The sequence below is a fragment of the Nocardia vulneris genome (assembly GCF_001613425.1).
GTDB lineage: Bacteria > Actinomycetota > Actinomycetes > Mycobacteriales > Mycobacteriaceae > Nocardia > Nocardia vulneris.
The window spans coordinates 412,611-425,951 of the sequence record NZ_BDCI01000035.1 but is presented as its reverse complement, the minus strand read 5'-3'; the positions used below and the strand labels follow the sequence as shown (position 1 = coordinate 425,951).

General features: G+C 67.4%; 12 protein-coding genes. 4 read left to right on the top strand and 8 right to left on the bottom strand.

Features of this window, described 5'->3' with window-relative positions; translation table 11 throughout:
- Window positions 1-10: 10 nt before the first annotated feature.
- The 4 genes from NVU01S_RS31745 to NVU01S_RS31730 are packed head-to-tail and all read right to left on the bottom strand — an operon-like array spanning window position 11 to window position 5,472.
- On the bottom strand, window positions 11-1,411 hold the full coding sequence (locus tag NVU01S_RS31745; RefSeq protein WP_063776010.1) for a cytochrome P450: 1,401 nt from the start codon (window positions 1,409-1,411) through the stop codon (window positions 11-13).
- Window positions 1,405-2,487 (bottom strand): alpha-hydroxy acid oxidase, encoded by a 1,083-nt coding sequence (locus NVU01S_RS31740; RefSeq protein ID WP_043675959.1) that lies wholly within the window; start codon window positions 2,485-2,487, stop codon window positions 1,405-1,407. The genes NVU01S_RS31745 and NVU01S_RS31740 overlap by 7 nt, the downstream gene beginning before the upstream one ends.
- Entirely contained in the window at window positions 2,484-4,052 is a 1,569-nt protein-coding gene (locus tag NVU01S_RS31735; protein WP_043676074.1) for an NAD(P)-binding domain-containing protein, read from the bottom strand. The genes NVU01S_RS31740 and NVU01S_RS31735 overlap by 4 nt, the downstream gene beginning before the upstream one ends.
- Before the next feature lie 22 nt (window positions 4,053-4,074).
- A complete protein-coding gene (locus tag NVU01S_RS31730; RefSeq protein ID WP_043675962.1) occupies window positions 4,075-5,472 on the bottom strand; it encodes a class I adenylate-forming enzyme family protein in 1,398 nt (465 codons plus the stop codon).
- Window positions 5,473-5,614: 142 nt separating this feature from the next.
- Here NVU01S_RS31730 and NVU01S_RS31725 point away from each other — a divergent pair, with 142 nt between their 5' ends.
- Window positions 5,615-6,166, top strand: coding sequence for a dihydrofolate reductase family protein (locus NVU01S_RS31725; RefSeq protein ID WP_043675965.1), 552 nt, complete (start codon window positions 5,615-5,617; stop codon window positions 6,164-6,166).
- A gap of 25 nt (window positions 6,167-6,191) precedes the next feature.
- Here NVU01S_RS31725 and NVU01S_RS31720 read toward each other — a convergent pair whose 3' ends face one another.
- Entirely contained in the window at window positions 6,192-6,674 is a 483-nt protein-coding gene (locus NVU01S_RS31720; protein WP_043675968.1) for an RrF2 family transcriptional regulator, read from the bottom strand.
- An 88-nt stretch (window positions 6,675-6,762) separates the two neighbouring features.
- Between NVU01S_RS31720 and NVU01S_RS31715 the strand changes: the two genes are divergently transcribed.
- Window positions 6,763-7,953 (top strand): MFS transporter, encoded by a 1,191-nt coding sequence (locus NVU01S_RS31715; protein ID WP_043676077.1) that lies wholly within the window; start codon window positions 6,763-6,765, stop codon window positions 7,951-7,953.
- Window positions 7,954-7,956: 3 nt separating this feature from the next.
- Window positions 7,957-8,550 (top strand): nitroreductase family protein, encoded by a 594-nt coding sequence (locus tag NVU01S_RS31710; RefSeq protein WP_043675971.1) that lies wholly within the window; start codon window positions 7,957-7,959, stop codon window positions 8,548-8,550.
- A 40-nt stretch (window positions 8,551-8,590) separates the two neighbouring features.
- Here the strand turns inward: NVU01S_RS31710 and NVU01S_RS31705 are convergent, their stop codons facing one another.
- Genes NVU01S_RS31705 through NVU01S_RS31695 form a run of 3 tightly spaced genes read right to left on the bottom strand, consistent with a single transcriptional unit; the run spans window position 8,591 to window position 11,765 of the window.
- On the bottom strand, window positions 8,591-9,619 hold the full coding sequence (locus NVU01S_RS31705) for a methyltransferase (RefSeq protein ID WP_052280949.1): 1,029 nt from the start codon (window positions 9,617-9,619) through the stop codon (window positions 8,591-8,593).
- Window positions 9,616-10,575 (bottom strand): hypothetical protein, encoded by a 960-nt coding sequence (locus NVU01S_RS31700; RefSeq protein WP_043675974.1) that lies wholly within the window; start codon window positions 10,573-10,575, stop codon window positions 9,616-9,618. Before NVU01S_RS31700 ends, NVU01S_RS31705 begins: the two co-directional genes overlap by 4 nt.
- A complete protein-coding gene (locus NVU01S_RS31695) occupies window positions 10,572-11,765 on the bottom strand; it encodes a 3-oxoacyl-[acyl-carrier-protein] synthase III C-terminal domain-containing protein (RefSeq protein WP_043675977.1) in 1,194 nt (397 codons plus the stop codon). The genes NVU01S_RS31700 and NVU01S_RS31695 overlap by 4 nt, the downstream gene beginning before the upstream one ends.
- A gap of 447 nt (window positions 11,766-12,212) precedes the next feature.
- On the opposite strand from NVU01S_RS31695, the gene NVU01S_RS31690 reads away from it, so the two are divergent.
- Window positions 12,213-13,319, top strand: coding sequence for a beta-ketoacyl-ACP synthase 3 (locus tag NVU01S_RS31690; RefSeq protein ID WP_244467380.1), 1,107 nt, complete (start codon window positions 12,213-12,215; stop codon window positions 13,317-13,319).
- Window positions 13,320-13,341 lie beyond the last annotated feature (22 nt).

Below are 13,341 nucleotides of genomic sequence, written 5' to 3'. Positions count from 1 at the left end.
GATCGCTCGTTCAGTCGGCGGCGTGTCCGCTGAGGACCGGGCAGGCCGATGGCTCCTGCGCGTCCAGGTCGGCGAAGTACCGGGCGCAGGGGCGTTGGCGGCGGGCGTCGAGCACCATCCAGGTACCGAGGCCGAGCTGGGTGAGACCACGCCAGACGTCCTCGAACCGGTCGCGCGCCCGCAGCCCGGTCAGCATGGCGCGCACCATGATCGGCGACGGCGGCCGGTCGGCGGCCAGCAGCAGGCACGGGGCGCGGTGCGGGATGGAGCGGGTGTGCGAGACCGACGAGTGCAGGCGGTAGTCGTCCAGCACCGTGCGCGCGACCGCGCGCATCGCGATCGGTGACAGCCGCCAGGCCGGGCACGGGCGATTGGCGGCGACGCCGAACGGGATGTGGTGGGTGTCCTTGGCGCGGTGCGTGGCCCACCGGTCGGGGTCGAAGCGGTCGGGGTCGAGGTGACCGGTGCGCTCGAACTGCTGATAGTTGAAACACAGCACCGTGCCCGCGGGGATCGTGGTTGCGTCGCCCAGCTCGATATCGTCGGTGGTGATCCGGTGCGCGATGCCGAAAAGCGGGAACTGACGCAAGGTTTCGTCCAGCACGTGCTCCAGGTACGAGCTGCCGGGTTCGGCCAGGATGCGGCGCTGCACGTCCTGGTGCTGGGCGACGGCGAGCAGCAGATGTGCCATACCCTCCGACATCTGGACGACCGCGGTGTTGAAGAATGCGCCCTGCAGGTAGTAGGCGTGCTCCCGCGGGCTGAACAGCGCGGGCAGTCGATGCGGCACCTCGCCCGCCTCGATCCGGGCGAGCAGGTAACGGGTGAGGCGGTCGCGCCGGCGCAGATGTCGCAGGCCGGTGCATTTCAGCGACGTCACCACATCGTCGGCATTGCCGACGATGAGGTCCCGGGCGGCTCGCGGGCACGGTTCGCGAAAGACCAACTCGTAGAAGAACTCCGCCCAGATAGGCATCATCAGGTCGCGCAGCCGCACCAGGGTCACCGGCCCGGTGGGCAGCTCCGCGAGGATCCGGCGGGCGCAGCGTGCGGCGAGCAGCTCGATCTCGGCGGTCGGCAGGGAGAGCACCGCCCTGGTGGTGCGTGCCGCTTCGGTGTAGCGGGGGCCGTCCTCCAGATGTTCCTGGTGTACTTCGGGACCCGGCGCCAGCCAGTACCAGAACAGATCCGAGAGAGCCGCTCCTCTGCTGCGCCCGTTGGCCGCCGGATGCTCGTACAGGCGCCGGAACAACTCCGGGCCACCGCGCTCGCCCGGCAGGGTGATCTCGTTGCCGCCGTTGACCTTCGCGAAGATCCAGACCCGGAGGGCCACCACCGCCCGTGGCAGCCAACGGGATACCGCCCAGAGTGCGCCGGTCGTCGCGAGTAGCAGCGTCGTTCGCCTCAGCACCGCGCCGCCGCCCCTCGGACCGTCACCAGGTCGGTGTCCAGTTCGGACAGCGCCGCCACGCCGCAGAGAGTCAGCGTTTGCTCGACTTCCGTGCGCAAGGTGTCCAGCACGTCCGCGACGCCCTTGTCGCCGCCGACGGTCAAGCCCCACAGCACCGGTCGCCCGAGGCCCACCGCCTTCGCGCCCAGCGCGAGCGCCAGCACGACATCCGAGCCGCGGCGGACGCCACCGTCCAGAAAGATCGGGATCCGGTCGGCCACACCGGCGGCGATCGCGGGCAAGGCGTCCAGCGTCGCGGGCGCGGCGTCGAGTTGGCGTCCACCGTGATTGGAGACCAGGATCGCGTCGGCGCCGAACTCGATCGCCAGCCGCGCGTCTTCGGGGTGCATGATTCCCTTGAGCACCAACGGAAGTGCCGTCACCTCGCGCAGCCACTCCAGGTGGTCCCAGGTGAAGGTGGGTGACATCGCGATACGCCGGAGCCCGTTTGCCGCCGTGCCGGGCAGGCCGCGCATGTTCTCGGCACAGAGCCCGGCAGGCAGGTCGTGGAAGCCGTTCCGATCGTCTCTGGTGCGCCGCCCCAGGGCCGGGGAGTCGACGGTCACCACCAGTGCCGTACAGCCGGCGCGCTCCGCTCGCCGCACGAGTTCGGTGGTCACGTCCGGCTCCGGCTGCAGGTACAGCTGGAACCACACCCGCGCGTCCCGATCGATCTCGCGGGCCGCGGTGGTGATCTCGCCGATGGCCACGGTCGCAGCCATGCTGGCGATCAGCACGAGCCCGGCCGCGGCGACCGCCCTGGCGGTCGCGCGTTCGCCCTCGGGGTGGGCCAGTCGATGAAACGCGGTGGGCGAGACGAACACCGGCATCGCGCTCGGATCGCCGAGCAGCAGCGTCGCGATCGACCGGCCGCTGGTGTCTCGTAACACCCGTGGCAGCAGCGCCAGGCGGCGAAAGGCCTGCTCGTTGTCGGCCAGCGCGATCTCCTCGCCCGCGCCGCCCGCGAAGAAGTCGTAGTGCGCGGGCTCGAGCAGCTCCTTCGCCCGCTGCTCGAGCGCGGCCGGCGGGCAGGTCACCGCGTCGGCTCCGGGGCGGGCAGCGCGGTCGTCAAGAAATCGAACAGCGGCTTGCGGTGCACCGTTTCGTGCGTCCACTCGTTTTCGAGATTCTCCGTGATGTGATGTTCGGCGATCTGGCGCCCGTCGCGATACTGCCGGACGACCGGGTGCAGATACCGGCCGTCTAGGGCGTGTTCGGCGTCGGACTGGGCGATGCGCCGTGCGTTGATGTCGAACGGATCGAAGCGGTCGTGATCCTTACCGTACTCGAGGGTGATCACCAAGTAGGTCTCCACCTCGCCGAAATCTCCTGCCGCGATGGCAGTTACGAGGTAGTCGACCGGTAGTTCCGTCCAGTACCGCGCCTGCGCGTCGGGGCCAACCGTGACCAGATCGCCGAGAAAGGCGAACATCTGCCACAGCGCCGAGGTCCGGTTCACCCGCTCGAGGATCGCCGCGCCGACGTCGGCCGCGGTCGTGCCGAGTTCGCGGTGCGGCCAGATCTGCTGATGGTGTCGCTGCTCCAGGATCCGGTGCAATGCCCTTGTCCCATAACGGAACCCGTGGATGAATCCGCTGGTGGACTGCTTGAAATCACGCTCCTGCGTGATCGTGCCCGCGAAGTACAGCCCCGGTACCGTGGTCGACTCCCACGCCGGGGTCTGGGCCGGGAAGCGATCGTTGATCGCCAGTTCCGGCCGGCACTCCGGGGCGAAGATCGAGGCGTCGAACCGGAATCCGGTTGCCACGATCACCCGGTCGTAGCGGATGTCCTTGGTGACCTCGTCGGCCCGGGAGAAACTCACCGTCACCAGATACGACCCGTCCGACTGCCGCGCGATATCGACCACGTTGCCGTCCAGGATCGCATTCTGCGACTTGAGCTGATAGGTATCGAGGAAGTTGTTGTTGACCGCGCGCAGATGGCCGACGAAGTGGGTCTGCCAGGCCAGCCGCACCGAATGCGGTCCGGCGACATGGATCAGCGCGGTGGTCTCGGTGAGATTGTCCGCGGTTTCGAAGGCCGAGTTGCCTTTTCCGATGATCAGCACCCGCTGATCGGTGAAATCCGCCGGGTCGACCGATACTTCGCTGTACAGCTCGGCCGTCTCGATACCAGGGATATCCGGCACATAAGGTTTCGAGACGCCGGTGGCGACGATCAGCCGGTGTGCGCGCAGCACCTCGCCGTGCTGATCGGCGACCTCGAACAGATCCGGGCGGCTGATCCGTGCCACCCGGGTGTCGTAGCGGATCGACAAGCCTTGTCGCACAGCATAATCACGGAGATAGCGGACCATATCGTCCGCCGCCGGGAAGAAGCGTCGCGAGTAGTCCTTGAACGGTGGGCCCGGTAGCAGCGAATTCCAGTCCATGCGCAGGTTCAGCTCCGGATCGTCCCAGCCCGTGTGCACCTTGTTGATCGAGATCAGCTGGCGGTGCCGGGGATACCTGGTGAAGAACGTGCCGGCGGCGGGCCCGCCCTCCACGATCAGATAGTCGCGGCCCGCCTGCTGTAGGTGGTGACCCATTTGGAGACCTGCCGGTCCCGCGCCGATGATCAGGTAGTCGAGTTCGGACAACGTCTCCTCCAAATGTCTGGCGTTACCGTGGATACAGCTCCAGCAAGGCCTTCTTGTCCGGCTTCCCGCTGGCCGCGGTCGGCGCTTCCGGCACCACCGTGTAGGACTGCGGCACACTCGATTCCCCGAGTTCGGCGTGCACCAGGGCGGACAATGCGATCGAGTCCGGCGTACGGCCCGGACGCGGTACCACGAAGGCGTGCACCGCTTCACCGCGGCGATCGTCCGGCGCGCCGACGACGTAGGCCTGGTCGATATCCGGGTGCCCGGCGAGCAGCCGTTCGATCGGACCCGCGTACACCGGCAGCGCGTCCACGATGATGACGTCGCGCGCCCGGCCGGTCAGATAGAGGTAGCCGTCCGCGAGGTAACCCAGGTCGCGGGTGCGCACCCAGCCGTCGACGAGGACGTCGGCGGTTTCGGCCGGGTCGCCGAGGTACTCGGACATCATGTACTCGTTGCGGACATAGATCTCGCCGTCCCGGATGTCCACCGCGACGCCGGGGAGCGGGCGACCGACCGAAGCTAGTACGCCGCTGTCGATTTCGGCGGGCGTCAACGCGGTCAAGCCGCCGGTCTCGGTCTGCCCGTAGGCCTGATGTACCACCGGACCAAGCGCCCGCACCGCGTCCGCGAGCCGATGCGGGGCCAGCGGCGAGCCCGCCACCACCATGGCGCGCAGGCTGCTCGTGTCCGCCGGGGCGGTGCGCAGTGCGTCCAGCATCTGGTAGAGGCGGGGCACGTTCATGATCGTGGCGGTGATCCGCAGTCGCGCGATCACCTCTGGAAATAGTTCTGTGCCAACAGGTTCCGGGATAACCGCGGTGCCGCCACCCAGCAGGCACAGCGCGAGATAGTCCTGCACCACCGCGCTGGCCAGGGTGCCGAACAGCAGGTAGCGCTCGGCGCAGGCGGCGAGTGCGGCCGTCTCCGGGCTCCAAGTCGGCTTGCCCCACGACCAATGCGCCGACATCGCCCGGTAGGTCTGCGCGCAGCCCTTCGGCAGGCCGGTGGTGCCGCTGGTGTAGGCGACCCGGGCGATGTCACCGGAACGCGCCTCGACCGTCACCGGCTGCGCCGGGCCCGCCAGCAGCGCATGCACCTGCTCGTCGTCCAAGACCGCGTCCACCCCGTTGCTCAGCACATGCGCCAGCTGCCGCGCGCTGAGCCCCGGGCGCACCCCGACGACCCGGCAGCCGAGGGTGTAGGCCGCCAAATACGCGGCCAGCGATTCGGCGCTGACGTCCACCCGCAGCGCCACGCCGCGGCCAGGACCGAGCCCCCGCTCCCGTAGCCCGCCCGCGACCGTGCCCATCATGGTGAGCAACTGTGCCCTGGTTACCGTGCGTGCGCCGTGCTCGACCACGACTTTTCCCGGATCCGCCTGCAACGCCCGCACGATCGACCCGGGAAAGCTCACCCGACCATGATAAGAACTGCACGGTCGGAATAGTTTGATATTCAACAAGTTTGGCCACTTCGACAAGGGGACCGGACCGTCGGCGCATAATGTGTTCCGCCCTGTCCGATGAGTTTCGCGCGTCCGGGAGGTCTGTTCAGTCATGCGAAAACTGATCTATTCGTTCACCGTCTCCCTGGACGGTTTCATCAACGATCGGGACGGCAAGATCGACTGGTCGGATCCCGACGACGAGCTGCACCAGTTCCACAACGACCGGTACCGCGAGATCGAGATCTCGCTGCACGGCCGCCGCCTGTACGAGTTGATGGCCGAATATTGGCCGCACGTCCCCGCGGATGCGTCGCCCATCGAACGCGAGTTCGGCCGGCTCTGGACGGACAAGCCGAAGGTGGTCTTCTCCAGGACGCTCACCGAGGTCCAGTGGAACAGCAGGTTGGTGCGGGAGAACGCGGTCGAGGAAGTTCGCAAGTTGAAGGTCGAGGGCGACGGGGTGATGGAGGTCGGCGGCGCGGAACTCGGCGCCGCGCTGATCCCGCACGGTCTCGTCGACGAGTACTGGTTGTTCGTCAGCCCGGTGGTGCTCGGCGGCGGCACACCGCTGTTCCCCCCGCTGGACAAGCGAATCCAGCTCCGCCTGGCCGAAACGAGGCATTTCGACAACGTGATGCTGCAGCGCTACGTGCTCGACTGACCCGACCACGCAGCACCGAACCGCCTCAGTTCCGAGTGTCGCGCAGCCAGCCTCGCACATCGGCCAGCGCGGTGCCGCCGCTGTCGTCGTCGATGCCCGCGGCCAAGTCGGCCACGGAGACCTCGGCGAGCGCACGCGACCACGCCTGCTGGGCGGCCGCCATGGTGCGGGCGATCGCGCACGGCCGCGCACACTGCTCGGCAGGAATACCCAGTGGTCCACGTTGCCGGATTTCCGCGCAGCGGTAGGCCGGTTCGGTCCCGTCGATCGCCTGCGTGATGTCGAGCACGCTGATCTGCGCGGCCGGTCGGGTGAGGGCGTACCCGCCGACCTGACCGGCGGTGGACCGGACGATGCCCGCTCGGGACAGAGCCTGTAGCTGCTTGGCCGTGTAAGCCGGTGGGGTGCCGTGCAATTCGGCCAGCCGAGCCGCCGGCACCGGCTCCTGGCTCTGGCTGAGCGTGACGCAGCTGTGCAGGGCCCACTCCACACCGTTCGACATCTTCACGACCCCATCCTACCGATCTCGGACATGAGATATCCGAGATGTGATAGAACTCGGATAGAAAATGTCCGAGATCAACCTGGGGTACCTCATGACAGGGATTGCATCCCGCACCGCACTGGGCGCCGCCGCGGTCGCGCTGTTCGCCGCCGCCGCGAACCTGCGCCCGGCCATCGCGGCCGTCGCGCCGCTGGTGGACCGCATCCAGACCGACCTGGATCTGTCCGCGACCGGCGTGGCTTTGCTGACCACCGTTCCCACGCTGGCGATGGGCGTCTGCGCACCGCTGGGCGCATACGTGGGACGTCGCTTCGGATTGCAGCGCGGGGTGCTGCTCGGGCTCGCGATCATCGCGATCGCCACGGCGGCCCGCTCGGCCGGCGCGTCCACCTGGCTGCAATTGAGCAGCGCGGCGATCGTGGGGGCCGGTATCGCGATCGCGCAGACCCTGTTGCCCGCCGTGGTCAAGACGCGGTTCGCCGATCGGGCCACGCTGGTGACGGGCATCTACACGGCGGGTCTCGGGCTCGGCGGAGCGGTGGCGGCCGGTGTCAGCGCGCCGTTGGCCGACCTGCTGGGCTCCTGGCCGGCAGCGCTGGCCTCGTGGGCGGTCCTCGCGGTGGCGGGAATGGTGCTGTGGTCCGGTGCAAAAGGTGCGCTGGGGCTGGAAGGCGTTGCCGCCCTTGCGGGTCCGGCGACCCGGGGCCTGCCCTGGCGCAGCGGTTCGGCGTGGCGGATCACCATTCTGTCCGCGGTCAACTCGGCGCTGTATTACTGCGAATTGGCGTGGGTCGCACCGCTGCTGCACAACAGTGGGGGCTACAGCGCGGCGGCGTCCGGCGTCATGCTGACGGTCATGATCGCCATCCAGGTCGTCGCGATGCCGGCCGTGCCGATGCTGCTCGGTGAGCGCGAGGACAAGCGTGGCGCCCTCGCGGTCACCATGATCGTCACTGCCGCAGGCTTTCTGGGTCTGGCCCTCGCGCCGGGCACAGCGGCCTGGGTGTGGATCGTCGCCCTCGGCGTCGGGCACGGCGGCCTCTTCACGCTCGTGCTGACCATGCCGGTGCTGGTGAGTCGCGATGCCGGTGAAGCCGGACGGATCAGCGCGCTGGCGTTCTTCGTCGGCTACGGCAGTGCCGCGTCGGCTCCCGTGCTGGTGGGCGTACTACGGGACAGCACAGGCGATTTCCGGCTCGCCTTCGCCATCCTGGGCGGGCTCGGCCTGCTCACCCTGCTGCCCATTCGCCGACTACGACCCGCTCTGAATCGAAAGGCTTGAACGATGGATTTCACCGAAGTACTGCGCGGCCGCCGGATGGTGCGGCACTACCGGCCCGATCCGGTGCCCGCCGAGACGCTGCGGCGGGTGGTGCGGGTCGTCCGCCGCGCCCCCAGCGCCGGATACAGCCAAGGTCATCGACTGGTGGTGATCACCGATCCGGTGCTGCGCGGACAGCTGGCGGCGGTCGCGGAGCCCTGGTATCTCGAACACGGTCATCAACCGTGGATCTCGCAAGCCCCGGTGCACATCGCCCTCGGGATCCGAGAAGCGTCCTATCACGAGCGCTACACCGAACCCGACAAACTCACCGGCAACACCGAAATCCCTTGGCCCGTCCCGTTCTGGTGGTTCGACGCCGGCGCACTGTTCGCGCTCCTGCAACTCGCCGCGATCGACGCGGGACTGACCACCGGCTTCTACAGCCCCGCCCCGCCCGACGAACTCGACGCCCTCGCGAAGATCGCCCAGCTACCAGACGACGTCGCCCTAGTCGGCATCCTCACCCTCGGCTACCCCGCAGACCCGGACGCCGCACCCGACCGTCGCCTCGCCGACCGCCGCAAACCGCTCGAAGAGCTGGTCGTCTGGCGGTGAGCTGGGCCGGCCGCGCGCCCCACGGAGCGCGCCGACGGAGTCACGGTGACAAGTGGTCGGCACGACCGATGATCAGGTAGTTGCCGGTCGGTAGGTCGCTGGCGTGGGTGTGGATAGCGGTGAACCCGGCGGCACGAAGGGCTTTGGCGTGATCGGCGGGGTGGTAGGAGCGCCCCGCGTCGGTTTCGACGATCATGTTCAGCCCCATCACCGCGGCTTGCAGGGGACCGGTTCGAGTGTCGTCGAGCATGTGCTCGATGATGATGATCGCGCCGTTGTGGGGCAGGGCCGCATGAGCTTTGGCCAACAGCATGGCACGGGTATCGGGTCCCCAGTCGTGCAGGATGTTGGCCAGCAGGATGGTGTCGTGGCTGCCGGGCAGCGCCGGATCGGTATAGAAGTCTCCGTCGACGACGGTGATTCTGTCGTGATGACCGACGAAACCCCGTGTGATATCGGTGATGTCGTCGACGTCGTACACGGTGGCGGTGAGAGCGGGCAAGGCTTCGCACAGGCCCAGGCTGTAGCCGCCCGAGCCGCCGCCGACATCGAGAAGAGCGTGGTGGTCGTCCCAGATCGGAAGCTTCGCCATCGCGGCACCCGCCGAGATCGCCATGGGGTGCAGGGCGGTGATGAAGCCTTTGATATCGGGATCGGTTCGGTCGAACAGCCGGTGCCGATGCGGATCCGACTGCCGGGTGATGGGCTGGTTGTCGCGCAGGGCGTCCGCGAGTCGGTGCCATGCGGGGTATTCGCGATCGAACTGGAACCGGACGAAGTCGCCGAGATAGCCGGGACGATGCGGAAGGAGGTAGGCGGTGGCGAGATCGCTGTTGTGGCACCGGTTGTCGGCGTCGACGATGGTCAGCCCGAGACCGACGCACGCGGCGAGAAACTGCTCGGCCGGGCGGGGTGAGAGGCCGATGGCGATCGCGAGATCATCGAGCTCGGTAGGCCCGAGCTTGTCGAGAGTAGCGAACAGATCGAGCTCGAGCGCGGTGGCCAGCACGCCGGTGGCGGCGTATCCGTTCGCGAGTTGCAGCAGGTAGTCGACGGGTGGCGGATTCATGGGAACTCCTGACGCGAGGACCGCCGTGGGCTGGGCTGCCGGTCGGCGGAGCCCTGCGGATGGACCGCGGGGGCGAGGCGTCGATCCAGCCAATTGTCGAAGCGGTGTCGTGCGACCAACCGGGTCAGGGCAGCGATCGGCGGGCCGCCCACTAGTGCCGCGATGATGATTCCCGCCGTGCCGGTGAGCTTGGCGCGTCGGGCGAGGCTGCCGGGTGGGCTGGCCGCGGCGATGCGGCCGAAGACCCGGAAAAGCGGCGCCATGACGAGTTCCATCGCCGCGAGCGCAGGGGTGATCGGGGCAGCGGCAGGGTTGTCGGTGATCGCACTGCCGTCGTGCGCGAGGCGTTCGCCGAGGCCGGTGAGGCGGGTCAGTTCGGCGTCGGTGACGCCGGCGCGGGGGAAACGCCCGAAGGCCTCGCGGCGGCCGGTGAGCAGCCAGTGCACCGTGGTGATCGCGGTGATCAGCGGCGAGTGCGTGTCGATCGCGGAGATCGTACCGAGATAGCGCCCGCCCGCTGCGGTGACCAGCTGCGCGAGCTCCACCGCGGCCGCGCACCACACGTTTCGGCAGACCGCCAGGCCGATGACATCACGGCCTGCGACGATGTCCGCAGTGGTGATCAGCAGGGATCGGATCGGGATCGCCGGCGCCAGGTACCAGACCGGAAACGCGATGACCACGAGGTCTGCGGTGACCGGCGCCGTGGTTCGCACGGGGATGTGCCCACGTGGATCGACCGCCTCCGGAAAGATTCCGGCGAACTGCGGCAGAGTCCAGGGAAACGGGTATTCCGTCGCGGGTCGGATCTGTACCCACTCCAGCTTCATGCCCGCGGTGTGGAGGGGAGCGAGCAATGCCTCGGCGGCCTCGCGGGCTTGGCCGGTTTGGGAGTACCACAGCACGGTCGCGGTCGGTGCGTCCGTGCGCGCCATCGGTGTCGGCTCGTCGGTCACGGCGCCTCGTTCGAGGGCAGAGTGGGCGGAACACAGGTGAGCTGGACATGCGCCACGCAGAACCGACCCGACTCCGGAATCATCGCGAGGACACGGTGACCGGGTTGGATCAGTCCGGTTCGAACGGCCTCGTCCAGCATGAGGTAGAACGACGCGCTACCGACGTTGCCGACCCGATCCAGGTTGGTGAACCACCGCTCGTCCGGCAGGACCAACTCGGTCTCGCGGATCCGGTCAGCGACCTTGGGCCAGAAGAAGTAGCTGCTGATATGGGGTAGATACCAGTCGTACGAGCGGGCGGTGTCTACCTTTCCGACCTTGATCAGCCGTTCCAGCTCCTGTCCGATGATCTCGACGACGTGCTTGCCGAGCAAGCGGGTGTCTTGCCGGAGCATCAGCATTCCCGCGGCTTCCGCATCGTCCACCGTCGCGGCACTCCACACGGTATGGCCCGGGGTAGGTGCTTCGGCGTTGTCGGCGCCGATGTACATGCAGGTCGGCAACATATGCGCGTAGGAGGTCATGGCAACCCAGTCCACGCGCAGGCTGGGGCGGTCCGGGGCGGGCTGGTTTTCCACCAGCACCGCACCCGCTCCGTCGGACAGCATCCAGCGCAAGAACTCCGAATTGAAGTACTCGTAGTCCTTGGGTGCCTCGGATTGCGTTGCGGTACGGATGCTTTCACGCTCGAACCGGCGACCGCGCATGATCTGGCTCATCAGCTCCGAAGCACAGACGATCGCTCGATCGTGCGCGCCGAGGCACACCGCGTTCACCGCGTGCCGCAATACGGCGGCGCCCGAGGTGCATACACCGCCGGCGGTCAGAATCTCGAGCGGTGCCGCGTGACCGTATTCGGCGAGCCGGCCGTGCACCATGGACGCGAACCCCGGCGCCACCAGATCCGGCAGCGTCGTGCCTGCGGCGAGGAGCCCGATCTCGCTCAGCGGCAACCCACGGGCACGCAGCAAGGCATCGACGGCGCGCGCCGCCAGCTCGTCGTTGAGGTGGTCCTGGTGCCCGGCTCGAGAAATTGCATAGTGGCGGCTGCGAATCCCGTTGTGCTTCAAGATTGTTTCGCGAAATGCGGACTCTTTTCCGGCAACCAAACCCAGCCGGGATTCCATCTCGTCATTGGCGACTGCATCGCCGGGTAGGTAGGTGGCGGTCGCGGTGATGTATGCGTCCATAATCCACGCACTCCTGATAAGGCGCGATTCGTCATTGGCGCACGCATTTCACGGCGACGGTTGGGTTGCCTGCGTCACCCTCGGATCTCGCGAAGAGGTACGGCGGAAAGCCCTGTTCAGCGGTGCTGTCAGGTGTAATACAACGATAGCAGTGCACCGTGCAGTGTGGAAGTGGTTGGCATGCAGGTTGATTGGTATGTTTCGAGTTAAGTCCGTGCAATCGGCGTGTGTCGGGTGTCGAGATCCGTACCGCCTGCGGCAGGCTCGAAATGCCTTGCGTCAGAGCCATTCTGCATTGAATTGGCGTAGTAGTTCATGCTAGGCTGGGCGATCAAGACCTCCTGTCGGAGGTGAGGTGGACACATCGAGTACTTCGATTCCCGCTGGATCCCAGTGCAATTCGACTCTGCCTGCTGCGTCGCGTAGAGATGCCGCAATCGTGAAGCCGTGCCGGAATCGCCGACTCGTGTGTTCCGTCTGTGGAGAGATGTCATTGTGACAACCTTGCCGGACTGGGGAAGTGGACAATTCGACGAGCTCTGCGCAGCTGCCGAGCAGGAGCCGCTCGGCGGGCCGGCGAGCGAGGCGGTCCCGATGCCCTCGTCCGGTAGTCACATGATCGGGTCGCGTATTCGTGCTGTCGGAGCGTTCCGGCCGAGCGCTGTCGTCGACAACGTCACACTCGCAGCCGGTATCGGCCCGCCCGTCGACGATGCTTGGATTCTGCAGCGAGTCGGAATATCCTCGCGCCGATTCGCCACTGAGGGTGAAACCGTCGTCACGATGGCCGTCGCCGCAGCCGAAAAAGCCATCGCCGGAGCTGATCTCGACCGCATAGGCGCAGTGATTCTGGCGACCTGCACGTTGCCGTCCCCGATCCCGAACGGCGCCGCATCGGTCGCGAGCCTGCTCGGCGTCCCCGACGCGGCCGCGTTCGACGTCAATGCCGGTTGTTCCGGGTTCTGCTACGCGCTGACCGTGGCGGACAGTCTCATCCGCGGGGCAACGTCCGATCAGGTGCTGGTGATCGGCGCCGAACGCCTGCGGGATTGGATCGATCCGCGAGATCCGATCACCGCACCGGTGTTCGCTGACGGTGCCGGCGCGGTTCTCGTCGAAAAGAGCGGCGCCGCGGACATAGGGCCGGTGGTGTGGGGCTCGAACGGCAGCCTCGCCGAACTCATTCGAGTGCAGGACTGGCAGGGCCGCGTAACCATGCGCGGCCGCGACGTCTATCAGTGGGCCACCTCCGAACTGGTCGAAGTCGCCCAGCGGGCATGTGCCAGAGCGGGATTGACCGCCGACGACGTCGCGGCGTTCGTGCCCCACCAAGCCAATATGCGAATGATCGACAAACTGGCCTACGCAATAGGCGTCCACCGCGCCGTGATAGCCCGCGACATCCGCGACTCCGGCAACACATCATCGGCCTCCATTCCCTTGGCGTTGGACAGATTGCGCACCGACCACCCTGAGCTGTCGGGCACGCCGGCGCTGTTACTGGGATTCGGTGCCGGCTTGACGTATGCGGCCCAGATAGTGCGGCTGCCGTAGTTGCCGGAAGAGGTGACCCTGC